The following is a 22,556-nucleotide window of genomic DNA, read 5'->3' on the forward strand; positions in this document are numbered from 1 at the left end:
ACGGCAGGAGCTCGAACCGGCCAACGCCCGGATAACAAAGCCCACTTCGCCCGGCGACCTTCTGGCGATCTGTCCGTAATGCGCACCCGGTCACGGTGGATTTGTCGTGCTGTGTCGGCCGTCCGGCTTGATGAACCGCTTACATCCGTCGAATTGACGAGTTCCCGACATCCTCCATATCTTCTGCGCCTGGCCTGATCCATTCGGAACGGTTCCGAACGGCGATCTCTGGGGGGACACCACCATGAGCTGGTTCATCGAAGTTCTCAAGAAGTACGCGGTCTTCAGCGGGCGTGCGCGCCGCAAGGAATACTGGATGTTCGCGCTGTTCGCCACGATCATCTACGTCGTGTTCCTCGTCCTCAGTGTCGTCACCAAGCAGACGTGGATCGTGTTCCTCCCCATCGTCGCCTTCCTGCTGCCCGGCCTGGCCGTCACCGCGCGCCGTCTGCACGACACGGGCCGCAGCGGCTGGTGGATCCTGTTCCAGTTCGTCCCGATCGCCGGTCCGATCACTCTGTTCGTCTTCTCGGTGCTGGACAGCGAGCCCGGTGACAACAAGTACGGTCCCAACCCGAAGGCCATCGCCCCCACGTACGCGTGACGCCGTAGCTCTTCTCCGAGGCCGCCCGGTCAGTGCCGGGCGGCTTTCTGGTGTTCCGGGGCGGTGACGGCGGCCGCTCTGTTCGTGGCCGGGCCCTCGTCGCGTACGCCCTGGCCGTCGTTGCATCCCGTCAGCGTGACAAGGGTGAGGAGAGCGAGGGCGGTTGCGGCGAGCACACGGGGCGTGCGGGGGCGGATGGGCATGGGATCAGGCTGCGGGGTGGAGGGGGCGTCCGCCAGCCCTGGCAGGGGGATTCGGGACGGCCTGGTCGCTCAGGCCTCTGTGACCTGCGGGGACGTGGTGTCCCGAGTCCCCGGCGCGGGACGCGGGACGGGGCATGTCGGGCACCGGGCACCATCAACTGCCCCCGAGAGTTAGGTTCTTGACCATCGTGGTGGTTGTCCGTTGAAGGACCGACTCATAGGGGAGACGCCCATGTCCGGTGACGCGCTGAGCCAGGACCCGGCCGAACTGGCCAAGAGGATCGACACCACCAAGGCACATCCGGCCCGCGTCTACGACGTCTTCCTCGGCGGCAAGGACAACTACCCCGCCGACCGCGAGGCGGCCGCCGCCGCGCTCGCCGCCAACCCGCGTGGCTACCTCGACGTACGCCACAACCGCGACTTCATGCGCCGGGCCGTCGACAGGCTGGCCGAGCGGGACGGGATCCGGCAGTTCCTCGACATCGGCACCGGGCTGCCCACCGCCGAGAACGTCCACCAGATCGCCCAGCGCATCCGGCCCGACTCCCGGGTCGTGTACGTCGACAACGACCCCGTGGTGCTGGCCCACGCGCGTGCGCTGCTCACCAGCGGCCCCGAGGGACGTACGGACTACATCGACGCCGACTTCAAGAGCCCCCAGCAGATCATCGAGCAGGCCGCCAAGACCCTGGACTTCGACCAGCCCATCGCACTGTGCCTGGTCGCGATCCTGCACTTCGTCGAGGACGAGGAGGCCTTCCCGATCGTGCGGGAACTCGTGGAGGCGCTGCCGTCGGGGAGCCGGCTCGTGCTCAGCCACCTGACCGACGAGATGCACCCCGAGCCGACCCGCGCGGTCCAGCGGACGTACACCGAGCGCGGGTTCACCTTCGTGTTCCGGTCCAAGGCCGAGGTGGAGCGGTTCTTCACCGAGGCGCCCGGTGTCACGCTGGACGAGCCCGGGGTCGTTCCCGCCCATCTGTGGCACCCCGGCCCGGCGCCCGCGCCGCCCGCCATCGACGCGGAGGACTTCGCGTCCCTCGACGACATCGAGAAGATCCGCTACCGCGACATCAACGACGTCACGGACGACGACATCAACGTCTACGCGGCCACCGGCACGAAGAGCTGAGGGGCCGGGCGCCCGGCGTCCGTATCGCGGAAAGGTACGTGTAGGCGGCACTCGGTTCTCTAGGCTGCGCGGCATCCAGTCGTCCCGTCGTCGCAGTCGAAGGAGCCGTGCCCATGACGGTGCCCACGTTCGCCTCCGTGCCGCCGCTCGCCGCCCGGGCCCGGGCGGTCGGCGGGTCTCCCGTACGGGACATCCTCGCCGTCACCGCCCGCCCCGAGGTCATCAACTTCGCGGGCGGGCTGCCCGCGCCGGAACTGTTCGACGCGCAGGGCATCGCGGACGCCTACCGGGCGGTGCTGGAGGAGATGCCCTCGCGCGCGCTCCAGTACTCGACGACCGAGGGCGAGCCCGCGCTGCGGACGGCCCTGGCGGAGCGGACCTCGGCTCGCGGACTGCCCACGGAGGCCGACGACATCCTCGTCACCACCGGCTCGCAGCAGGCACTGTCGCTGCTCGCCACCGCGCTGCTGGAGCCCGGGGACACGGTTCTCGTCGAGAGCCCCTGCTATCTGGCCGCACTTCAGGCGTTCGGGTTCGCGGGCGCGCGGGTGGTGGCCGTGCCGGGGGACGCGGAGGGGCCCGACCCCGTGGCACTGGAGGAGCTCGTCGTGCGGGAGCGGCCCAAGCTGCTCTACACCGTGCCGACCTTCCAGAACCCGACCGGACGGACCATGTCCGCCGAGCGCCGGGCCGCCGTCGCGTCGGTGGCCGCGCGGTGCGGGCTGTGGATCGTGGAGGACGACCCGTACGGCGAACTCCGCTTCGAGGGCGAGCGGGTGCCGTGGATCGCGTCCCACGAGGAGGTCCGCGACCGGGTCGTGCTGCTCGGGTCCTTCTCCAAGGTCATGGCCCCCGGGCTGCGGCTCGGCTGGCTGCGGGCGCCCGGTGACCTGCGGCGGGCCTGCGCGGTCGCCAAGCAGGCCGCCGATCTGCACACCCCGACCGTCAACCAGCTCGCCGCGGCACGGTACTTGGCCGACCGCGACCTCGACGCGCATGTGACGCGGGTCGCGGGCGTGTACCGGGAGCGCCGGGACGCCATGCTGGCGGGGCTGGCCGACGCCCTGCCCGAGGGGTCGGCCTGGACCCGGCCCGAGGGCGGCATGTTCCTCTGGGCGAGGCTTCCGTCGTCGTACGACACGACCGCGCTGCTGCCGCAGGTCGTGCGCCGGGATGTCGCCTACGTCCCGGGCGCGCCCTTCTACGCCGGTGAGCCCGACCGCTCGACCCTGCGGCTGTGCTTCGTGACGCAGACGCCGGAGGAGATCGGGGAGGGGCTGCGGAGGCTGGGGGAGGGGCTGCGGGGCGACCGGGCCGGTGTGTGAGACGCGCTAGCCGAAGGGGGTGACGGACGGGGCGGTCCAGAAGGTGACGGTCGGACCGTAGGAGCCGTCCTCCTCGTCGCTCACCTCGACGGTGATCTCCAGGTCGGGGTACCGGGCGGACAGGATGCCCTGCCAGCATTCCCCCAGGGCCAGCGCGAGTTGAGGCAGTTCCTCGCCGAGTTGATCGTCGTCCGTCAGAGGTGTGTTGACGAAGGTGTCCCACAACTTGACCTGGTTGGTGACTGCTTCGACACGTTCCCGGTCGTCACCCAGGTTCGTGAACCAGTTGTCGACGTTCTCCTGACCGAACCGTGCCTTGAGGAACACACCGCCGCGGTACTCGACCGTCTCGGGGCAGAACAGCCAGGCCGCGGCCAGGACGAAGCGCAGGCCGCCCTCGAAGTCGAGGTAGTTGGCCGGGGTGAGGTTCTCGTCCTTCCAGTCCGTGCGCCACCTGGTGAAGAACGCCGGCAGCCTCCGGTCGGTCCACGACGGCTTGCTGCTGGTCACGGGATCTCCCAGGGGAACGCGGCGCGTACTTCGTTCGACGGGCGCACGAAGACCTGACCGGTTTTCGGGTTGGTGTTGCGCTCGTACTCTACGACGTGCGGGGTGTCCACCCCGCCGTGCGGACGGCCCTCCAGGTCGACCCGCTTCACCGCACGGCCTTCGGAGTCGTACGTCGTGTAGTTGGTGACTTTGCCGGTCTGCGGGTCCGTTTTGTAGAATCGCCTCGGGTGCTTCCCGGGACCGGTCAGTCCCACCAGAAGGACCAGACGCGCTGGCCCAGCACCGCGTGTTCGGCGTACTCGGACAGGGCCTCGTGGTGCCCCTGGGTGATGTTGTCCGGGCAGAACGCGAAGTGCTCGGCAGCGACGGCCTCGGCTTCCTCCCTCGTGGCAGGCGGGGCGGCTACGGAGACGACCAACTGGTCGAAGCTGAGCGCGATGACGCGTATGCCGAAGCGGTCCTCCCAGGAGCGGAGGACAGCGCAGAGGCGGGCCACGTCGTTCTCGTGGTTCAACGGGCCCGTCCAGCCGATCGCCGCCGGGATGTCCGCGCTGCGGCGGGCCGGGACCAGGGCGAGACGCGGCTCCTTGAACCACGAACCCTCGTCGAGGAGCGCGTCGGCGGTCTCGGCGGCCCGGGTGTCGGGGTCGGCGGGGAGGGAGGCGGGGGCCTTGGCCAGACCGGGCCAGGTGTCGCTGAAGAACTCCTCGTCGGCGCCGAGCTCGTCGTCGGCGTACTCCTCCCAGAAGCCCGCCAGCACCTCCTCCGGGTCGTGGTCCCCGGGGTACGACATCTCCCCGGGCATCAACTCCCACTCCTCCGGCCCGCCTTGAGTCCCGCCGACGTCTATCAGGACAGGCAGCAGCCCGGCTCGGGCCGCCGGTGTGCCCAGTGCGGTCCATGCGCCGGAGGACGCGGCGTACTCGGCATGCCACAGCAGCGGTTCGTGCCACGGTCCGTCGTCGGTCGCGTCGATCAGTCTCCCCAGGGGGAGTCCAAGTCCGAGCGAACGACCGCTCGGGTCTGCCGCGAGGGTGGGCAGCGGGTTGGGAAGAGTCGCCATGCCCGTGACTGTAGGGGCCGCCACTGACAATGACCGACGGCGCGCTACTTGAGAGCGGTGGTGAAGGCGGTCCAGGTGGTGGGGGTGACCTTGAGGGTGGGGCCACTTGCTTCGGGGTTCTTGGAGTCGCGGATGTGGATGGTGTGGGGGCAGGTGGCTACCTCGACGCACTGGCCGCCTTCGTCGCCGCTGTAGGTCGACTTGAACCACTGAAGTCCTTCGGCGCTCATTGCTCTCCTAGCAGGCGGTCGAGCAGGTCCCTGGAGTCCTGTGTGGTCAGGGCCTGCGTCCGCAGCATCGCATATTTGCGCGCCAGCCTGGATACCTCATCCGCGTCAGAAACCCACTGGCTGCCGCGCTGCGACTCGGTGTACGCGAGGTGCTGGTGGTCCGGGGTTTCGAGGAGAGTGAAGGGGCCGTTCAGGCCCGCGTTGTACGGACTGTTCAGTGGTAGGAACTGGAGAGACACGCACGGGAGTTCAGTCAGCACTCGCAGATGGCGCAGTTGCTCCCTCCAGACGTTTTGTCCGCTGATCCTCATGTGCAGCACCGGCTCCCACACGATGAAGCTCAGCGTCGGCGGGTTCCTGCGGTGCAGGATCTCCTGACGTTCCAGGCGGGCCGCCGTACGCGTCTCGATCTCGTCCTCGTCGTACGCGGGCACCCGGTTGCGGAGTACGGCCCGGACGTACTGGTCGGTCTGGAGGAGGCCGGGCAGGACCGCGTTGTCGTACCAGGACAGGGAGATGGCCTCCCGCTCATGCTCCATGTACAGCTCGGCCCACATCGGGAACTGGTCGATGTCCGGCAGGTTGGCCACGCCCGCCGCCAACATCCCCTTCGTCTCCAGGACTTCGTCCAGCAGCGCGGCCAGGTCCGGTTTCAGTGTCCGCCTGCCCTGCTCGATCGACGCGATGGTCTCCTCGTCGACGCGGACGAGGTCGGCGAGGGCGGTCTGGGTGTGGCCCGCGGCGCGGCGCGCGGTGCCGAGTTGTCTGCCCAGCATCTTCATGGACGTGAGGTTCTTCGGCCGCGGCGGCTTCCTGGCGCTCATGAAGGTCTCCATCCCCCTGCGGTCGCGTACGTCACCGGGTGTGAGCCCGTACAAAAAATCTGTACGGGTTCACGGAGTGATCAACTGTAGTCACTCTCCGCGACCCTCGTCTCGTGAACGAGACGACCCAACTACCGCTCCTGCGCGAGAGGTTCTTCCGCCGTGAACGCCGGTCCGCGCAGGCCGCCCGCCGCTTCACGGCCGAGGCCCTGGCCGGCTGGGGCCTCGCGGAGAACTCGCGGGCGGACGACGTACTGCTCTGCGTGAGCGAACTGGTGACGAACGCGCTGCTGCACGGCGTACCGCCCGGACGCCAGTTGCGGCTGTTCCTGCGGTACGACGTGAGCACCCTGGTCGTCGAGGTGCACGACAGCGGGGGCGGTGTGCCGCACATCGTCCGTGACGGGGACGAGGGCGGACGGGGGCTGTTGCTGGTGGCCGCGCTGAGTGACCGGTGGGGGGTGCGGGAGCGGGAGTCGGGGAAGGCGGTGTGGTGCGAGTTCGTCGTGCCGTAGCGCCTTCCCCAACCGACAGGTCAGAGCTTCTCGGGCGTCCTGATCCCCAGCAGCGCCATGCCCTGGTGCAGGGTCCGGGCCGTCAGGTCGCACAGGAGCAGACGGTTCTCCGCGATGTCCTTCGGCGGTGCCGGTTTGATCACCGGGCACTTGTCGTAGAACGACGTGAACAGCGAGGCCAGCTGGTAGAGGTACGCCGCCAGCTTGTGCGGGGCGTACTCCGCGGCCGCCTCGAAGACCGTGCTGCCGAACGTGTCCAGGTGCAGGCCCAACGCCCGCTCCGGCTCCGCCAGTTCGAGCTCCGGGTGGGCGGCCGGCCGTACCTCTCCCGCCTTGCGCAGGATCGACTGGATACGTGCGTACGCGTACTGGAGGTACACGGACGTGTCGCCGTTCAGCGAGACCATCTGGTCCAGGTCAAACTTGTAGTCCCGGTTGGGGGACGTAGACAGGTCGGCGTACTTCACCGCGCCGATGCCCACCTGTGCAGCCCGCTCCTGGATCTCGTCCTCGGTGAGGTCCTTGGCCTTTTCGCGCACGACCTCTGCCGCCCGCTGCACCGCCTCGTCCAGCAGGTCCTCCAGCTTGACGGTCTCGCCCTCACGTGTCTTGAACGGCTTGCCGTCCGCGCCGAGCACCGTGCCGTAGCCCATGTTGTGCGCGGTGACATCGTCGGACAGCCAGCCGGCCCGGCGGGCAGCCTCGAAGACCATCTTGAAGTGGAGCGACTGGCGTACGTCCACGACGTACAGCAGTGTCGTCGCGTGCAGGTCGGTGACCCGGTTGCGGATCGCCGTCAGGTCGGAGGCCGCGTAGCCGAAGCCGCCGTCCGCCTTCTGCACGATCAGCGGGACCGGCTGGTCGTCCTTGCCGCGGATCTCGTCGAAGAAGACGACGAGTGCGCCCTCGGAGCGGACCGCGACGCCCATCTCCTCCAGGAGGCGGGCGGTCTCGGGCATGCCCTCGTTGTACGCCGACTCGCCGACGATCTCCTCGTCGCGGATCTCCATGTCCAGCTTCTCGAAGACCGAGTAGAAGTAGACCTTCGACTCGTCCACGAACTGCTGCCAGAGTTCGAGGGTCTCCTTGTCACCGGACTGCAGGGCGACGACCCGCTTCCGCGCCCGCTCCTTGAACTCCTCGTCGGAGTCGAAGACCACACGGGACGCCTTGTACACCCGGTTCAGGTTCGACATGGCCTGCTCGCCGTCGACCTCGCCCGGAGGGGCCAGCTCGCCCGGGTTCTCGATCAGGTACTGGATGAGCATGCCGAACTGGGTGCCCCAGTCGCCGATGTGGTGCCGGCCGATCGTCTTCTCACCGGTGAAGTCGAGCATGCCGCGCAGGGCGTCGCCGATCACCGCGGAGCGCAGGTGCCCGACGTGCATCTCCTTCGCCACGTTCGGCTGGGCGTAGTCGATCACCGTGATGCCGGGCTCGTCCTTGAGCGGTACGCCGAGGCGGTCGCCGTCCTCATAGCGCGCGGCGAGGGTCTCGGTGATCGCCCGGTCCGTGATCGTCACGTTCAGGAACCCGGGGCCGGAGACCTCGACCTCCTTGATCACGTCACCGGTGACGATCTGCGACACCACCTGCGTCGCCAGGTCCCGCGGGTTCGCCTTGGCCTTCTTGGCGAGCGCAAGGATGCCGTTCGCCTGGAAGTCGGCCCGGTCGCTGCGTCGCAGCAGTGGGTCCGCGGAGGCCTCCGGCAGCGTGGCCGAGATCGCGGAGCCGAGCTGCTGATTGACGGAGTCGCTGAGGGACGTGACCGGGGCCATGGGAGTGGGTGCCGTTCTCCTCGGGGGATCAGATAGACACGGTCAGTATCCCATGGGAGGTAAAGCGGTTTTCTCCGGCGCGGGGCGGTCTGGGAGAATGAGGTGTCCATCAAGCCTTCAGTACTCCAGTACTTCAGTAAAAGAGGACGTGCCGATCGTGGCTCAGAGCACCGAGACCACCGACTGGGTCTCCCGTTTCGCGGATGAGGTCATCGAGGAGTCGGAGCGTCGGGCCCCGGGCAAACCGGTCGTCGTCGCGTCCGGGCTGTCGCCCTCGGGACCGATCCACCTCGGGAACCTGCGCGAGGTCATGACCCCCCACCTCGTCGCCGACGAGATCCGGCGCCGCGGCCACCAGGTGCGGCACCTCATCTCCTGGGACGACTACGACCGGTACCGCAAGGTTCCGGCCGGTGTCACCGGGGTCGACGAGTCGTGGGCCGAGCACATCGGCAAGCCCCTGACCTCCGTGCCCGCGCCCAAGGGGTCCGCCCACCCGAACTGGGCCGAGCACTTCAAGGCCGCCATGGTCGACGCGCTCGCCGAGCTCGGCGTCGAATTCGACGGGATCAGCCAGACCGCGCAGTACACCTCGGGCGTCTACCGCGAGCAGATCCTGCACGCCATGGCGCACCGCGGGGACATCGACGCGATCCTCGACCAGTACCGGACCAAGAAGGTCCCGGCCGCCGCGAAGAAGCAGCAGAAGCCTCTCGACGACGCCGAGGTCGAGGCCGCCGAAGGGTCCGGCGCGGCCGCCGAGGACGACGGCTCCTCCGGATCCGCCGGGTACTTCCCGTACAAGCCCTACTGCGGCAACTGCGAGAAGGACCTCACCACCGTCACCTCCTACGACGACGCCACGACCGAGCTGTCGTACACCTGCAACACCTGCGGGTTCTCCGAGACCGTCCGGCTCAACGAGTTCAACCGCGGCAAGCTCGTCTGGAAGGTCGACTGGCCGATGCGGTGGGCCTACGAGGGCGTCGTCTTCGAGCCCAGCGGCGTCGACCACTCCTCGCCCGGCTCCTCCTTCCAGGTCGGCGGGCAGATCGTCGGGATCTTCGGCGGGAAGCAGCCGATCGGACCGATGTACGCCTTCGTCGGGATCTCCGGGATGGCGAAGATGTCGTCGTCGAAGGGCGGGGTGCCCACGCCGGGCGACGCGCTGAAGATCATGGAGCCGCAGCTCCTGCGCTGGCTCTACGCCCGCCGCAGGCCCAACCAGTCCTTCAAGATCGCCTTCGACCAGGAGATCCAGCGGCTCTACGACGAGTGGGACAAGCTGGACACCAAGGTCGCCGACGGATCCGCGCTGCCGGGCGACGTCGCCGCGCACTCCCGCGCGGTGGGCACCGCCGGCGGGCCGCTCCCGACGACGCCCCGGCCCCTGCCGTACCGGACCCTCGCCTCCGTCGCCGACATCACCGCCGGGCACGCGGACCAGGCGCTGCGCATCCTCAGCGACCTGGACCCCGACAACCCGCTCTCGTCGCTGGACGAGGCCCGGCCCCGCTACGACAAGGCCGAAGCCTGGATCAACACCCAGGTGCCCGCCGACCAGCGGACCGTCGTGCGCAGCGAGCCCGACGCCGAACTGCTGAAGTCCCTCGACGAGGCATCCCAGCAGTCGCTCCGGCTGCTCCTCGACGGGCTGGCCTCGCACTGGTCGCTCGACGGGCTGACCCACCTGGTGTACGGCGTGCCCAAGGTGCAGGCCGGATTCTCCGCGGACGCCACGCCCAAGGAACTGCCGGCCGAGATCAAGACCGCTCAGCGGACGTTCTTCGCCCTGCTCTACCAGCTGCTGGTCTCCCGGGACACCGGGCCCCGGCTGCCCACGCTGCTGCTCGCCGTGGGCCAGGAGCGGGTCCGGGCGCTGCTCGGGGAGTAGGCGGTTCGCAGAAAGGGCCCTCGTTCCAGAGTTCCCGGATTTCCCGGATTTCCCGGATTTCCCGGAGTTCTCGGACGAGGGCCCCTTTCGCGTGTCTCAGGCGATGTGGTCTTCCTGGAGCTCCGCGGTGTGACGGTTCGTGAAGCGGTTGACCATGCGCTCGGCCTCCCGCTGGGGGAGCACGACACCGTACGTCGCCTCCACGTCACCCCGGAGCTGGCCGGGGGAGGGATAGCTGCCGTCTATCGACTTCTTGAAGACCTGGTAGAAGTCTTCCTCCGTCGGTTCCGGAGTGCCACCGCCCTCACCGAGCTCCCGGGTACGGCCGTTGCTCACCGGGATGGGAAAGCTGCCCGTCTCCTCCATCGAGGGCTCCCTGGGGGGCTCCTCGTACTGGATCTGCTGCAGCTCGTACTGCTCGGCCTCCATCTGCTCCTCGTACCAGCGGTTGTACTGCTCCGCGGGGTCGTAGTCGGGGTTGTAGCCGCCGTGGTACTCGATCTGCTGCGGGGCCTCGAACCAGGGGCTCAGGTCGGGCTCCGGTTCCTGCTGCGCCTGAGGCTGCTGCGAGGTGCCGTTCAGCTCACGGCGCTGCTCACCGGCCGCCGCCGCCCGCTGCGGGTCGGGAGCCGCCCCGGCGTCACGAGCGCCCGCCACCGCGTCGATCGCGGGAGCCGGCGGAAGCAGGACCGGCTCGATGCCCGCCGCCGCCAGTCCCGCCGGAGCCGTCTCCGCCAGCGGAACCCCGTACCTGGCCAGCCGGAGCGGCATCAGGGACTCCACCGGAGCCTTGCGACGCCAGGCCCGGCCGAAGCGGGAGTGCAGACGGGCCTGATAGACAAGACGGTCCTGCTCGAGCTTGATGACCTGCTCGTAGGAGCGCAGCTCCCACAGCTTCATCCGGCGCCACAGCAGGAACGTGGGGACGGGGGACAGCAGCCAGCGGGTGAGGCGGACCCCCTCCATGTGCTTGTCCGCCGTGATGTCCGCGATCCGGCCGATCGCGTGCCGGGCCGCCTCCACCGACACCACGAACAGGATCGGGATCACCGCGTGCATCCCCACACCCAGCGGGTCCGGCCAGGCCGCCGCGCCGTTGAAGGCGATCGTGGCGACCGTCAGGAGCCACGCCGTCTGGCGCAGCAACGGGAACGGGATACGGATCCAGGTCAGGAGCAGGTCCAGCGACAACAGGACACAGATGCCCGCGTCGATACCGATCGGGAAGACGTAACTGAAGTTCCCGAAGCCCTTTTGGATGGCGAGTTCACGAACGGCCGCGTACGACCCCGCGAAGCCGATGCCGGCGATGATCACGGCGCCGAACACGACCACGCCTATGAGAATGCGATGCATTCGAGTCAGCTGCATGGGCGCGGACACCCGTACTCCCCTCCCTGTACCTGTTGTTGCGCGCAACAGAGTGGCACATATGTGCTGCGCACGGATGGCCGGTACGTGCCGTCAGTACTTCTTCAGCCCGACTTCGCGGCCGACTTGGACGGAGATGCCGACTTCGAGGCGGCCCCGGACGCGGACTTCGAGGGCGCCGCGGACGGGGACGCGGACTTCGACGGGGCCTTCGAACCCGACGCGGACTCCGACGGGGCCGGGCTCGCCGCACCCTCGCCGTTCGCCGCCGCCACCGCGGTCACCGTCTCCTTGGCGGCCCGCTCCGCGAGCTTCGCGAGGCTGTCCGCGCTCGGCGCCTTGTCACCGGCCAGACCCGCACCGTTGTAGTCGACGGTCACCACGACGTTCTCCACGCGCGTGACCACCGTCTGCTGCTTGAAGGAGCCTTCCTTCTTCTTCAGGTCGTAACGCACCAGCGTCGCCGCGTCACCCGTCCCCGACACCGGCTGCGACTTGGCGTTCTTCGCACCGGCCACCGACTGGGCATCCTGAATCTGCTGCTCGTAGTACTTCTGCGCCTGCGCCTCACCCGTACCGCGCGAGGTGTCCGACTCGAAACGCAGCAGAGACACATTCAGCCAGCGGAACTGAGAGCCCTTCACCCCGTTGTTGTCGAGGCTGCTCCACGAGCAACTGCCGCGCGTACCCGCCTCCGACGTGCCCTTCTTGCCGGCCTTCGGAGCCTCGGGCACCAGCGACTTCAAGGTCTTCGCGGACAGCACCCCGCACGACTCGGGAAGCGACTTGTACGCCGCCGCCTGCACCGTGGGCGCCGCGCTCGCGGAGGCCGACACCGTCGCACCGGCGTCCGCGGCCTTGTCGCCACCGCTGCCGGAGCCGGAGTCGCCGGAGTCGGAGGAGCAGCCGGCGGCGATCAGCATCACCGGGACTGCGGCCGCGCAGACAAGGACGCGGTGAAGACGCTTCGCTCGCTGAACACCCTGGTCACGCTCTGCTCGTCGCTGCATGGTTCCTTCACTCATGACGCTTGTGGTTCCTGCCGTCGGATCGGGTCCGAGGGGCCACGGTACGCGGTGAGCATGCTGTGCGGTCCAGCTTCGAATGCCTCGTGCGCACGGGTGAGGGGCGTGTGAAGAGCACTCAGCCCGACAGCGACCCGGCCAGCTGAGAGGCCAGTTTCCGGGCGTTGTCCTGCATTTCCTTGCTGTCCGGGGTCACGCCGATCGTCGTCGGCTGCTCCTCGTACTCGATGGTCACGATCACGTTGGACGTGCGGAACGCCACAGTCACCTTGCGCTGCTGAGCCGTCGAACCCGAGTTGCTCAACACGTCGTCCAGGAACGCCTCGTCGCCCAGATCGTCCAGCACGCGGGGCTGGAGATCCGACGGTGTGGTGGACGCCGAACCGCTCAGACTCGCGGAACCACTCGGAGTGGCCGTGGGAGACGCCGTAGGACTGGCGGTGCCGCTCTCCTCCACGGCGGACACGGCACTGGACGTCGCCGCCACCGGCAGATCGGCCTTCTCCTCGGCCTGCGCGAACAGCTGCTGCGCCTGACTGTCGTCGCTGACCGCATTGTCGTACGACACCACCCGCTCGAAGTCGACCGACAGGTACTCGGTGGCGTCCGTGGCCTCCACCTTCCAACGGCAGCCGACCTTACGGTCGGTGTCGTAGGTGAGCGTGGCGTCGCCCTCGTACGCCTTGGTCCGCTGGTCCTCGTCGGCGATCTGCTGGATGCCGGGCAGCAGCACGTCCAGACTGCTCTGGCCGACCACGCCACAGGCCTCGGGCAGCGTACGGTACTTGCCGGGCTGCGCCACGACGGAGGCGGTGCCGGTGTCACCGGGATTGGCGTCGTCCGTCGGGCCGTCGCCACCGGAGCTGCCGGTGCAGCCGGCCAGCACCGCCGCGAGGAGGGCGGCGACGCCGGGTACATAGGCCTTCCGCTGCACGGTGGGGCTCCTCTCGGAAAGTCTCCGACTCGTGGGGATCCAAGTGTCCCCGCAGGTTATTCGCTTGCCGCACGGGGGCGTCCCCAGCAGACAATGTGTATCGCACGCACTGCCGTGAACGCCGGTCCGTCATCCCATACGTCGACCTTGGCACCGGTTTTGCGATTCAAGACTTCTGTTTGCTTTCCGGGGGAATGAGGACGATATGTCGTACGTGGAGATGCCGGGCGCCAAGGTCCCGATCCGCATGTGGGCCGACCCGGCGACCGTCGAGGACGTGGCCCTGCAGCAGCTGCGCAACGTCGCGACCCTGCCGTGGATCAAGGGCCTCGCGGTGATGCCGGACGTGCACTACGGCAAGGGCGCGACGGTCGGGTCCGTGATCGCGATGCAGGGTGCGGTGTGCCCGGCGGCGGTGGGGGTGGACATCGGCTGCGGAATGTCGGCGGTGAAGACGTCCCTGACGGCGAACGACCTGCCGGGGGACCTGTCCCGGCTGCGCTCAAAGATCGAGCAGGCCATTCCGGTGGGGCGGGGGATGCATGACAGTCCTGTCGAGCCGGGGCGGTTCCATGGGCTGGCTACTGCGGGGTGGGACGACTTCTGGGGGCGGTTCGACGGGGTGGCGGATGCGGTCAAATTCCGTCATGAACGCGCTGGAAAGCAGATGGGAACGCTCGGATCCGGAAATCACTTCGCAGAAGTGTGCATAAGTGATGACGGATCGGTCTGGCTCATGCTGCACTCCGGTTCTCGGAACATCGGCAAGGAGCTGGCCGAACACCACATCGGAGTCGCCCAGAAACTCCCGCACAACCAGGGGCTGATCGATCGGGACCTTGCGGTCTTCGTCGCGGACACTCCGCAGATGGCGGCATACCAGAACGACCTCTACTGGGCGCAGGAGTACGCGAAGTACAACCGGTCGATCATGATGGCCCTCTTCAAGGACGTGCTCCGCAAGGAGTTCAAGAAGGCCAAGGTGGTCTTCGAACCTGAAGTGAGCTGCCACCACAACTATGTGAGCCGCGAGCGCTACGAGGGGATGGACCTGCTCGTCACGCGCAAGGGGGCGATCAGCGCCCGGGCCGGGGAATACGGCATCATCCCGGGCTCCATGGGGACAGGTTCATACATCGTGAAGGGCCTCGGAAACGAGAAGGCCTTCAACTCGGCGTCCCACGGCGCCGGTCGGCGCATGAGCCGTAACGCGGCAAAGCGGCGGTTCTCGACGCGGGACCTGGAGGAGCAGACGCGGGGCGTGGAGTGTCGTAAGGACTCCGGTGTCGTGGACGAGATCCCGGGCGCCTACAAGTCGATCGACCAGGTCATCGACCAGCAGCGGGACATGGTGGAGGTCGTGGCGAAGCTGAAGCAGGTCGTCTGTGTGAAGGGCTGAGCCGCGCTCACTTCGGGGCGTGCGTCACCGCGTAGATCATGACGAAGGCCACGATGTGGATGCCGAAGAGGAAGTAGGCGAGCCACCACCACATGTGGCGTTCGTCGTGGGGGTCCTGCGGGTCTTTCCGTTCCCCGGTCACAGGTCCCTGTGGACCTTTGTGTTGGACGCCTGGGCTCGGGGGCGCAGGACCAGGAGGTCGACGTTGACGTGGCTGGGGCGGGTGACGGCCCAGGTGATGGTGTCGGCCACGTCGTCGGCGGTGAGGGGTTCCGCGACGCCCTGGTAGACCTTCTCCGCCTTCTCCTGGTCGCCGCCGAAGCGGGTCAGGGCGAACTCGTCGGTCTTGACCATGCCGGGGGCGATCTCGATGACGCGGATCGGGCGACCGACGATCTCCAGGCGCAGGGTCTCGGCGAGGACGTGGGCGCCGTGCTTGGCGGCGACATAGCCCGCGCCGCCCTCGTAGGTGCCGTGGCCCGCCGTGGAGGAGACCACCACGACCGTGCCGTCGCCACTCGCGTCGAGCTTCGGGAGCAGGGCCTGGGTGAGGTTCAGGGTGCCGATGACGTTCGTCTCGTACATCGAGCGCCAGTCCGCGGGGTCGCCGGTGGCGACCGGGTCGGCGCCGAGGGCTCCGCCGGCGTTGTTCACGAGGACGCCGACCGTCTTGAAGGCGGAGGCGAACTCGTCGACCGCCTCGCGGTCCGTCACGTCCAGCTGATAGGCCGTCGCCTGGTGGCCCGCCGCGTTGATCTCCTCCGCGAGCGCCTCGATACGGTCCTTGCGACGGGCGGTCAGGACGACGCGGTAGCCGGCCGCGGCGAGCTGTTGTGCGGTGGCCGCGCCGATTCCGCTGCTCGCCCCGGTGACGATCGCGATCCGGGACGCGGGGGACGGGGCGGCGGGGGCCATGGCTGCTCCTCGGGCGGGCGTGGGTACGGGCTTCCGCCAGGATAGGTCGGCCGGTTTGCGAGGCTCCGGGCGGTCCGTATGGCGGGCCGGTCGCCGAGATGTCCTGAGTGCGGCCGCTCACTCGCCCCGCGGGGCGTACATGATCACCGCCATGCCCGCGAGGCAGATCAGCGCGCCCGTGATGTCCCAGCGGTCCGGGCGGTAGCCGTCCGCAGCCATGCCCCACAGGATCGAGCCGGCCACGAAGATGCCGCCGTACGCGGCGAGGATGCGGCCGAAGTGGGCGTCGGGCTGGAAGGTGGCGACGAAGCCGTAGGCGCCGAGGGCGAGGATGCCGCCCGTGGTCCACATCCAACCGCGGTGCTCCCGTATGCCCTGCCAGACCAGCCAGGCGCCGCCGATCTCGAAGAGGGCGGCGACGACGAAGAGGGCGGCGGAGCGGGCTACGAGCATGGGGATCAGCCTCGCATGCCCGTCCGCCGGCGTCCCGGTGTCACCTGATGGAGGGCGCCTGTCGGCCGACGTACGTGGGATACATCCCTGCGACCGCGGCGGTTCGGGCGGCTGGAGCGAGGAGTGGGTGGCATGCGGGTGCTTGCGGTGTGGGGTGCGGTGGTGGTGGCGCTGGTGGCGGGTGGGGGTACGGCGGTCGCGGTCGGCGGCCCCGAGGCGGATCTGGCGTATCACGGGGCCGCGTCCCTGTCCGGCGGGCAGGTGGACGTGCGGTTCTCGCCGCGCAATCACGGGCCTGCCGCCGTGCCGGACGCGACCGTACGGCTGCGGTGGTCGGAGCCGCTCGTGGACGCGCAGGCGCTGCCGAAGGGGTGTGCGCGGTCCGAGGAGCGGGTGGTGTTGTGCGCGGTGGGGGCGCTGGCGGCGGACGGGGTGGGGGAGCGGGTCGATCTGCGGGTGCGGCTGCGGGGGGTGCCGTCGGAGGTGCTGCTGGAGATCGACACGGTGTGGAACGGCGGGACGGTGGACGGGAACCGGGAGAACGACCGGCAGCGGGTGCTGGTGCTGGACAGTGAGGACGAGTACTACTTCTGACGGGTCGCCGGCCGCCCGGTTCTCCGCGCGCCTGAGCGGGTCCGGCGTCAGTCGGTCGAGGCGTCGTAGCGGTCTCTCGCCTCGTGGACTTCCTCGATGTGTGTCTCCGCCCAGCGCTTCACCGCGGTCAGCAGGCCGGCCAGGCTGTGGCCGAGGGCGCTGAGTTCGTAGTCCACGCGGACGGGGACGGACGGGGTGACCGTGCGGGTGAGGATGCCGTCGCGTTCCAGGGAGCGCAGGGTCTGGGTGAGCATCTTGGGGCTGACGCCGGCGATCTTGCGGCTGAGGTCGCTGTAGCGCATGGGGCCGGTGGACAGGGCCGAGACGACCAGGCTGACCCACTTGTCGCTGAGGCGGTCCAGGAGCTGGTTGGTCGGGCAGCCCTTGATGAACGCGTCGTACTCCTCGCGCGCCTGTTCGCGCCGCTGGGCCGCCGTCATGGTCGGCATGGCTCACCTCCGGGGTATGTAGGCACCTTCAGGTAACTACTTACCAATGGATAGTAGCTCTTCCTAGGGTTGTTGACAGCGACGGAGATACCGGAGCGAACAGCGACCAATGGGGAGTTTCCAGTCATGCGTGCTGCTGTGGTGAGGACCTTTGGCGGGCCCGAGGCCGTGGAGGTGGTGGAGAGCGAGCTGCCCGAGCCGGGGGCCCGGCAGGTGCGGATCAAGGTCGCCGGTGCCGCGCTGAACCCGGTGGATCTGGGCGTGCGGGCCGGCTTCTTCGGTGGGGCGGGCAAGCGGATCGGTCTCGGCTGGGATGTCGCGGGGACCGTGGACGCGGTGGGCGTCGCGACGGTGTGGAGCGTCGGGGACGAGGTGGTGGCACTCCAGGGGGGTGTGGCGAAGGCGCTGGGCACGCATGCCGAGTACGTCGTCGTGGACACGGACGCGGTGGCCAAGGCGCCGGTCACGGTCGACGCGGTGCACGCGGCGACGCTGCCGCTGAACGCCCTGACCGCCGTTCAGGCCCTGGATCTGCTGGAGTTGACCGAGGGGCAGTCGCTGCTGGTCACCGGGGCGGCCGGTGCGGTCGGCGGGTTCGCCGTCCAACTCGCCGTGCACCGGGGGGTGTCGGTGACCGGGCTGGCTCGGGAGGGGGACGAGGAGTTCGTACGGTCCCTGGGGGCCACGGAGTTCACGACCACCGTCGCCGCTGCCGGGACCGTCGACGCCGTACTGGACGCGGCGGTGCTCGGTGAGGCGGTGCTGGAGCGGGTGCGGGACGGGGGTGCCTACGTCGGTGTACGGCCGGGGGCGCATCCCGGTTCAGTGCGCGGGGTGCGGACGGTGTCCGTCGCGGTGGAGGCGGACGGGGCGCGCCTGGCGGAGCTGGCGGGGCTGGTGGACAAGGGGGTGCTGACGCTGCGGGTGGCCGGGACGTACGCCCTGGACGAGGTGGTCAAGGCACATGCCCGGCTGGAGGAGGGGGGTGTGCGGGGCCGGCTCGTGCTGGTGCCGTAGGGGGTGGGCCGGGTGGGTTCGCTTTCGCGGCGGAGGCGGAGGCGGAGGTGGGGGTGGGTGAGGTGGATTGTCGGATGCGGGTCGTGGGGGGCTGGTCGCGCCTGCGCGGCGGAGCCGCACATCGACACAGCCCCGCGGCCCTGGGTGGGTGTGGTGGGCGTCGGTGGTGTGTGGCACCGGCGGAAGTCGTCGGGGATGCCGTGGGAATAGGTGTGGGGGCGGTGTCGTTCTCCGGGCACGCGGTTATAGTTGAACCGTAAACAACCTGGAGGGTGAGCGACCATGCAGTTCGGGATCTTCAGCGTCGGCGACGTCACGCCGGACCCGACGACCGGGCGTACGCCGACCGAGCGCGAGCGGATCAAGGCCATGGTCGCGATCGCGCTGAAGGCCGAGGAGGTCGGGCTCGACGTCTTCGCGACCGGTGAGCACCACAACCCGCCGTTCGTGCCGTCGTCGCCGACCACCATGCTCGGGTACATCGCGGCGCAGACCGAGAGGCTGATCCTCTCCACCTCCACCACGCTGATCACCACCAACGACCCGGTGAAGATCGCCGAGGACTTCGCGATGCTCCAGCACCTGGCCGACGGGCGGGTGGACCTCATGATGGGCCGCGGGAACACCGGGCCGGTCTACCCCTGGTTCGGCAAGGACATCCGGGAGGGCATCAACCTCGCCATCGAGAACTACGCCCTGCTGCGCCGGCTGTGGCGCGAGGACGTCGTGAACTGGGAGGGGAAGTTCCGGACGCCGCTCCAGGGGTTCACCTCCACGCCGCGCCCCCTCGACGGCGTCGCTCCGTTCGTCTGGCACGGGTCCATCCGGTCTCCGGAGATCGCCGAGCAGGCCGCCTACTACGGCGACGGCTTCTTCCACAACAACATCTTCTGGCCCGCCGACCACACGAAGCGGATGGTCGAGCTGTACCGGGCCCGGTACGCCCACTACGGGCACGGCACCGCCGAGCAGGCGATCGTCGGGCTCGGCGGCCAGGTGTTCATGCGGCGCAACTCCCAGGACGCCGTGAAGGAGTTCCGGCCCTACTTCGACGTCGCACCGGTCTACGGACACGGGCCCTCCCTGGAGGACTTCACCGACCAGACCCCGCTGACCGTCGGCTCCCCGGAGCAGGTCATCGAGAAGACGCTGAAGTTCCGCGAGTACGCCGGGGACTACCAGCGCCAGCTGTTCCTCCTCGACCACGCCGGACTGCCCCTGAAGACCGTCCTGGAGCAACTCGACCTGCTGGGCGAGGAGGTCGTACCGGTGCTGCGCAAGGAGTTCGCGGCCGGGCGCCCGGCCGGCGTCCCGGAGGCTCCCACCCACGCGTCCCTGCTGGCCGCCGAGCAGAACAAGGAGGTCGTCGCATGAAGCTCGTCGTCGTGTCCGCGGGGCTGAGCGTCCCGTCGTCCACCCGGCTGCTGGGGGACCGGCTGGCCGCGGCCGTGGGACGGGCGACCGAGGTGGACATCCAGGTCGTGGAGTTGCGGGAACTCGCCGTGGAGATCGCGCAGAACTTCACGAACGGTTTTCCGGGACGGGCGTTGGCCGCCGCGCAGGACGCGGTGGCCGGAGCCGACGGACTGATCGTCGTGACCCCGGTGTTCTCGGCGTCGTACAGCGGACTGTTCAAGTCGTTCTTCGACGTGCTCGAGCCGGAGGCGCTGGAGGGCAAGCCGGTGCTGATCGCGGCGACCGGTGGCTCGGCCCGGCATTCGCTGGTGCTGGAGCACGCGCTGCGTCCGCTCTTCGCCTACCTGAAGGCCGTCGTCGTGCCGACCGGGGTGTACGCCGCCTCGGAGGACTGGGGCGCCGAGGGGCTGGACGGGCGCGTCGAGCGGGCCGCGCGGGAGCTCGCGGGGCTGATGGGCGGGCTGTCGGCGGTCCGCGGGGCCCCGCGCCGGGCCCCGGCCACGGACGGCTTCGTGGACGTGGTGCCCTTCGAGGAGCAGCTCGCCGCGTTGCGTCCGACGGGGTGAGAGGCCAGTAAGAAGGGTCCCCGGTGAGCTGCTCATCACGTCGTACGACTCGGCGGGCACGGCACACTGAGGACGTGTCCCACAATGTGCTGCTCGCCGAAGACGACCGCGCCATCCGTCACGCCCTGGAGCGCGCCCTGACCCTGGAGGGCTATCGGGTCACCGCGGTCGCCGACGGCGTCGAGGCGCTGGCGCAGGCCCACCGGACGCCGCCGGACGTGCTCGTCCTCGACGTGATGATGCCCGGGATCGACGGACTCCAGGTCTGCCGGGTGCTGCGCGCCGAGGGCGACCGTACGCCGATCCTCATGCTGACGGCGCTCGTGGAGACCCAGGACCGGATCGCCGGTCTGGACGCGGGCGCCGACGACTATGTGGTCAAGCCCTTCGACGTCGAGGAGGTCTTCGCCCGGCTGCGGGCCCTGCTGCGGCGGACCAGCTCCGACGGGATGGCTCCCGCGGTGGGCGCGGTGGTGAGGGCCCCGGCGCCGGAACTGCCCGAGGGGCGGATCGAGGCGGCCGGGCTGCGCATGGACATCCAGGCGCGGCGGGCCTGGCGGGGGACGCGCGAGCTGGAGCTGACCCGTACCGAGTTCGAGCTGCTGGAGCTGCTCGTGCGGAACGCCGGCATCGTCCTCGACCACTCGACGATCTACGACCGTATCTGGGGCTACGACTTCGGGCCCGGCTCCAAGAACCTCGCCGTCTACGTCGGCTATCTGCGCCGCAAGCTCGACGAGCCCGGCGCCCCGCAGCTGATCCACACGGTGCGTGGCGTGGGTTACGTGCTCCGGGAGGACTGAGTGGGGCGGCTGGCTCGGCTGTGGGCCCGGCCGCGGCCCCGGCTGCTGTCCCTGCGGACCACGTTCGCGGTGTCCTTCGCCGCGGTGACGGCCGCGGTGACCGTGCTCGTCGGGGTGCTGTCCTACAGCGCCGCCGCGCGGCTGGTGCGGGTGGACCAGGAGTCGGTGTTCGACCAGGTCGTGCAGGATCTGCGGGGCGAGGTCCGGCAGCAGCGGATGGCACCGGAGGACTTTTCGTCCTCGGCACCGGGGCATGACCTGGTACGGCCCGCCCGTACGGATGTGCAGGTACTGGGGCCCACGGGAGCGGTCGCCGATCCCGGGCGTCCCGGGCTGCCGGTGATCTCCGGAGACCGGCGGGTCGCGGCCGCCGGTGCGGCCGGGCGGATGGTCCTGCACAAGGAGGTCACGGTCGGCAGCAACGTGTACCGGATCGCCACCGTCTCGCTGGGCGGCGGGCGGGGCGCCGTGCAGGTCGCGCAGGAGTTCAGCGACACCGAGGATCTGCTGCGGGCGCTTCAGCAGCGGACGTTTCTGCTCATGGCGGCGGTCGTGGTCGGCGCCGGGCTGTTCGGATGGTGGCTGGCCCGGCGGATCACCCGGCGGCTGGTGATCCTCACGTCCGCCGCGGAGGACGTGGCGCGGACCCGGCGGCTGGGCATCGAGGTGCCGGTCACCGGGTACGACGAGGTGGGGCGGCTGGGGCGGGCCTTCGACCGGATGCTGGGGCGGCTCGCGCAGTCGGAGGAGGACCAGCGGCGGCTGGTGCAGGACGCGGGGCACGAGCTGCGGACGCCGCTCACGTCGTTGCGTACGAACATCTCGCTGCTGCGGCGGATCGACGAGTTGCCGCCCGCCACGCGCGACGAGCTGGTCGCCGATCTCACGCAGGAGGCACGGGAGCTGACCGATCTGGTCAACGAGCTGGTCGACCTCGCGGCGGGGCAGGCGGACAACGAGCCGCCGCAGCGGGTGGATCTCGCCGATGTCGCGGAGGAGGTGGCGGGGGCGGCCCGGCGGCGGATCGGGCGGGAGGTTCTCGTGCACGCGAGCGGTTCGACGGTGACGGACGGGCGGCCGGGGATGCTGCAGCGGGCGGTGTCGAACCTGGTCGAGAACGCGGCGAAGTTCGACCGGGACGGTACCGCTGCGATCGAGATCTCGGTGTCGGGGTTCACGGCGGCAGGGCCGGTGCGGGTGGAGGTGCTGGACCGGGGGCCCGGGATCGCCGAGGCCGATCTTGTGCGGGTGTTCGACCGGTTCTACCGGGCGGCGGACGCGCGGTCGTTGCCGGGGTCGGGGCTGGGGTTGTCGATCGTGCGGGAGGTTGCGCTGTCGCACGGGGGGGCACCGTTTGCGTTTCCCCGGGAGGGGGGCGGGACGGTGATCGGGTTCACGGTGGGTGGGGATGCCTCCGGCGGTTGAGCGGCGTTCGTCTGCGGGTTCGGTGGGGGCGGGCGTTGTGCGCAGTTCCCCGCGCCCCTGATGCCTGCGGCGCAGCTGCGGCTCCGGTGGGGGCGGGTGTAGCGCGTG

The 22,556-nt window shown here is 69.5% G+C and carries 26 protein-coding genes; 12 read left to right on the plus strand and 14 right to left on the minus strand.

The window, feature by feature from the left end; genetic code table 11:
* Positions 1-244: 244 nt before the first annotated feature.
* The gene (locus ACIRP7_RS42800) at positions 245-604 is read left to right on the plus strand and encodes a DUF805 domain-containing protein (protein WP_403671567.1); all 360 of its coding nucleotides are present in this window, start codon (positions 245-247) and stop codon (positions 602-604) included.
* A 29-nt stretch (positions 605-633) separates the two neighbouring features.
* On the opposite strand, the gene ACIRP7_RS42805 is transcribed toward ACIRP7_RS42800, so the two are convergent.
* Positions 634-807 carry a hypothetical protein gene (locus ACIRP7_RS42805; RefSeq protein ID WP_403671570.1) on the minus strand — a complete coding sequence of 58 codons (174 nt, stop codon included), beginning with the start codon at positions 805-807 and terminating at the stop codon, positions 634-636.
* 232 nt (positions 808-1,039) lie between these two features.
* Between ACIRP7_RS42805 and ACIRP7_RS42810 the strand changes: the two genes are divergently transcribed.
* Together ACIRP7_RS42810 and ACIRP7_RS42815 are read left to right on the plus strand one after the other, a co-directional pair.
* Positions 1,040-1,942 carry an SAM-dependent methyltransferase gene (locus tag ACIRP7_RS42810; protein WP_403671573.1) on the plus strand — a complete coding sequence of 301 codons (903 nt, stop codon included), beginning with the start codon at positions 1,040-1,042 and terminating at the stop codon, positions 1,940-1,942.
* Positions 1,943-2,055: 113 nt separating this feature from the next.
* Positions 2,056-3,267: a PLP-dependent aminotransferase family protein gene (locus ACIRP7_RS42815; RefSeq protein WP_403671576.1), complete on the plus strand. Its 1,212-nt coding sequence runs from the start codon at positions 2,056-2,058 to the stop codon at positions 3,265-3,267.
* Between the two features lie 6 nt (positions 3,268-3,273).
* On the opposite strand, the gene ACIRP7_RS42820 is transcribed toward ACIRP7_RS42815, so the two are convergent.
* Genes ACIRP7_RS42820 through ACIRP7_RS42840 form a run of 5 tightly spaced genes read right to left on the minus strand, consistent with a single transcriptional unit; the run spans position 3,274 to position 5,894 of the window.
* Positions 3,274-3,777 carry a hypothetical protein gene (locus tag ACIRP7_RS42820; RefSeq protein WP_403671579.1) on the minus strand — a complete coding sequence of 168 codons (504 nt, stop codon included), beginning with the start codon at positions 3,775-3,777 and terminating at the stop codon, positions 3,274-3,276.
* Entirely contained in the window at positions 3,774-4,031 is a 258-nt protein-coding gene (locus ACIRP7_RS42825) for a polymorphic toxin type 24 domain-containing protein (protein ID WP_403671582.1), read from the minus strand. The genes ACIRP7_RS42820 and ACIRP7_RS42825 overlap by 4 nt, the downstream gene beginning before the upstream one ends.
* Positions 4,022-4,840: a DUF4253 domain-containing protein gene (locus tag ACIRP7_RS42830; protein ID WP_403671585.1), complete on the minus strand. Its 819-nt coding sequence runs from the start codon at positions 4,838-4,840 to the stop codon at positions 4,022-4,024. Before ACIRP7_RS42830 ends, ACIRP7_RS42825 begins: the two co-directional genes overlap by 10 nt.
* 44 nt (positions 4,841-4,884) lie before the next feature.
* Complete coding sequence (locus tag ACIRP7_RS42835) at positions 4,885-5,070, minus strand: DUF397 domain-containing protein (RefSeq protein WP_403671588.1); 186 nt, start codon at positions 5,068-5,070, stop codon at positions 4,885-4,887.
* Positions 5,067-5,894: a Scr1 family TA system antitoxin-like transcriptional regulator gene (locus ACIRP7_RS42840; protein WP_403671590.1), complete on the minus strand. Its 828-nt coding sequence runs from the start codon at positions 5,892-5,894 to the stop codon at positions 5,067-5,069. The genes ACIRP7_RS42835 and ACIRP7_RS42840 overlap by 4 nt, the downstream gene beginning before the upstream one ends.
* 113 nt (positions 5,895-6,007) lie before the next feature.
* On the opposite strand from ACIRP7_RS42840, the gene ACIRP7_RS42845 reads away from it, so the two are divergent.
* Entirely contained in the window at positions 6,008-6,409 is a 402-nt protein-coding gene (locus ACIRP7_RS42845) for an ATP-binding protein (RefSeq protein WP_403671593.1), read from the plus strand.
* A 20-nt stretch (positions 6,410-6,429) separates the two neighbouring features.
* Here ACIRP7_RS42845 and argS read toward each other — a convergent pair whose 3' ends face one another.
* Positions 6,430-8,187, minus strand: a complete 1,758-nt coding sequence (gene argS, locus ACIRP7_RS42850; RefSeq protein ID WP_403671595.1) for an arginine--tRNA ligase — start codon at positions 8,185-8,187, stop codon at positions 6,430-6,432.
* Positions 8,188-8,335: 148 nt separating this feature from the next.
* Here argS and lysS point away from each other — a divergent pair, with 148 nt between their 5' ends.
* Positions 8,336-10,081: a lysine--tRNA ligase gene (lysS, locus tag ACIRP7_RS42855; RefSeq protein WP_403671598.1), complete on the plus strand. Its 1,746-nt coding sequence runs from the start codon at positions 8,336-8,338 to the stop codon at positions 10,079-10,081.
* Positions 10,082-10,177: 96 nt separating this feature from the next.
* Here the strand turns inward: lysS and ACIRP7_RS42860 are convergent, their stop codons facing one another.
* From ACIRP7_RS42860 to ACIRP7_RS42870, 3 genes are all read right to left on the minus strand, one after another.
* Positions 10,178-11,437, minus strand: coding sequence for a DUF2637 domain-containing protein (locus ACIRP7_RS42860; RefSeq protein WP_403671601.1), 1,260 nt, complete (start codon positions 11,435-11,437; stop codon positions 10,178-10,180).
* 119 nt (positions 11,438-11,556) lie between these two features.
* On the minus strand, positions 11,557-12,477 hold the full coding sequence (locus ACIRP7_RS42865; protein ID WP_403671604.1) for a DUF3558 domain-containing protein: 921 nt from the start codon (positions 12,475-12,477) through the stop codon (positions 11,557-11,559).
* A 118-nt stretch (positions 12,478-12,595) separates the two neighbouring features.
* Positions 12,596-13,411: a DUF3558 domain-containing protein gene (locus ACIRP7_RS42870; RefSeq protein ID WP_403671607.1), complete on the minus strand. Its 816-nt coding sequence runs from the start codon at positions 13,409-13,411 to the stop codon at positions 12,596-12,598.
* A 205-nt stretch (positions 13,412-13,616) separates the two neighbouring features.
* On the opposite strand from ACIRP7_RS42870, the gene ACIRP7_RS42875 reads away from it, so the two are divergent.
* Positions 13,617-14,810, plus strand: a complete 1,194-nt coding sequence (locus tag ACIRP7_RS42875; protein WP_403671610.1) for an RtcB family protein — start codon at positions 13,617-13,619, stop codon at positions 14,808-14,810.
* A gap of 7 nt (positions 14,811-14,817) precedes the next feature.
* Here ACIRP7_RS42875 and ACIRP7_RS42880 read toward each other — a convergent pair whose 3' ends face one another.
* From ACIRP7_RS42880 to ACIRP7_RS42890, 3 genes are all read right to left on the minus strand, one after another.
* Positions 14,818-14,952 carry a hypothetical protein gene (locus tag ACIRP7_RS42880; RefSeq protein WP_403671613.1) on the minus strand — a complete coding sequence of 45 codons (135 nt, stop codon included), beginning with the start codon at positions 14,950-14,952 and terminating at the stop codon, positions 14,818-14,820.
* A complete protein-coding gene (locus tag ACIRP7_RS42885) occupies positions 14,949-15,725 on the minus strand; it encodes an SDR family NAD(P)-dependent oxidoreductase (RefSeq protein ID WP_403671616.1) in 777 nt (258 codons plus the stop codon). Before ACIRP7_RS42885 ends, ACIRP7_RS42880 begins: the two co-directional genes overlap by 4 nt.
* 117 nt (positions 15,726-15,842) lie before the next feature.
* On the minus strand, positions 15,843-16,178 hold the full coding sequence (locus ACIRP7_RS42890) for a YnfA family protein (protein WP_403671618.1): 336 nt from the start codon (positions 16,176-16,178) through the stop codon (positions 15,843-15,845).
* A gap of 132 nt (positions 16,179-16,310) precedes the next feature.
* Between ACIRP7_RS42890 and ACIRP7_RS42895 the strand changes: the two genes are divergently transcribed.
* The gene (locus tag ACIRP7_RS42895) at positions 16,311-16,772 is read left to right on the plus strand and encodes a hypothetical protein (protein ID WP_403671621.1); all 462 of its coding nucleotides are present in this window, start codon (positions 16,311-16,313) and stop codon (positions 16,770-16,772) included.
* 47 nt (positions 16,773-16,819) lie between these two features.
* Here the strand turns inward: ACIRP7_RS42895 and ACIRP7_RS42900 are convergent, their stop codons facing one another.
* Complete coding sequence (locus ACIRP7_RS42900) at positions 16,820-17,221, minus strand: winged helix-turn-helix transcriptional regulator (protein WP_403671624.1); 402 nt, start codon at positions 17,219-17,221, stop codon at positions 16,820-16,822.
* 126 nt (positions 17,222-17,347) lie between these two features.
* Between ACIRP7_RS42900 and ACIRP7_RS42905 the strand changes: the two genes are divergently transcribed.
* From ACIRP7_RS42905 to ACIRP7_RS42925, 5 genes are all read left to right on the plus strand, one after another.
* The gene (locus tag ACIRP7_RS42905) at positions 17,348-18,238 is read left to right on the plus strand and encodes an NADP-dependent oxidoreductase (protein WP_403671627.1); all 891 of its coding nucleotides are present in this window, start codon (positions 17,348-17,350) and stop codon (positions 18,236-18,238) included.
* 282 nt (positions 18,239-18,520) lie between these two features.
* Entirely contained in the window at positions 18,521-19,612 is a 1,092-nt protein-coding gene (locus ACIRP7_RS42910) for an LLM class flavin-dependent oxidoreductase (RefSeq protein ID WP_403671630.1), read from the plus strand.
* On the plus strand, positions 19,609-20,220 hold the full coding sequence (locus ACIRP7_RS42915; RefSeq protein WP_403671633.1) for an FMN reductase: 612 nt from the start codon (positions 19,609-19,611) through the stop codon (positions 20,218-20,220). The genes ACIRP7_RS42910 and ACIRP7_RS42915 overlap by 4 nt, the downstream gene beginning before the upstream one ends.
* 86 nt (positions 20,221-20,306) lie before the next feature.
* Complete coding sequence (locus ACIRP7_RS42920) at positions 20,307-21,023, plus strand: response regulator transcription factor (protein WP_403671639.1); 717 nt, start codon at positions 20,307-20,309, stop codon at positions 21,021-21,023.
* Positions 21,024-22,448 (plus strand): ATP-binding protein, encoded by a 1,425-nt coding sequence (locus ACIRP7_RS42925; RefSeq protein WP_403671636.1) that lies wholly within the window; start codon positions 21,024-21,026, stop codon positions 22,446-22,448.
* Positions 22,449-22,556 lie beyond the last annotated feature (108 nt).

Origin of the sequence: Streptomyces sp. NPDC102270 (genome assembly GCF_044766405.1) — a bacterium.
Classification (GTDB): domain Bacteria; phylum Actinomycetota; class Actinomycetes; order Streptomycetales; family Streptomycetaceae; genus Streptomyces.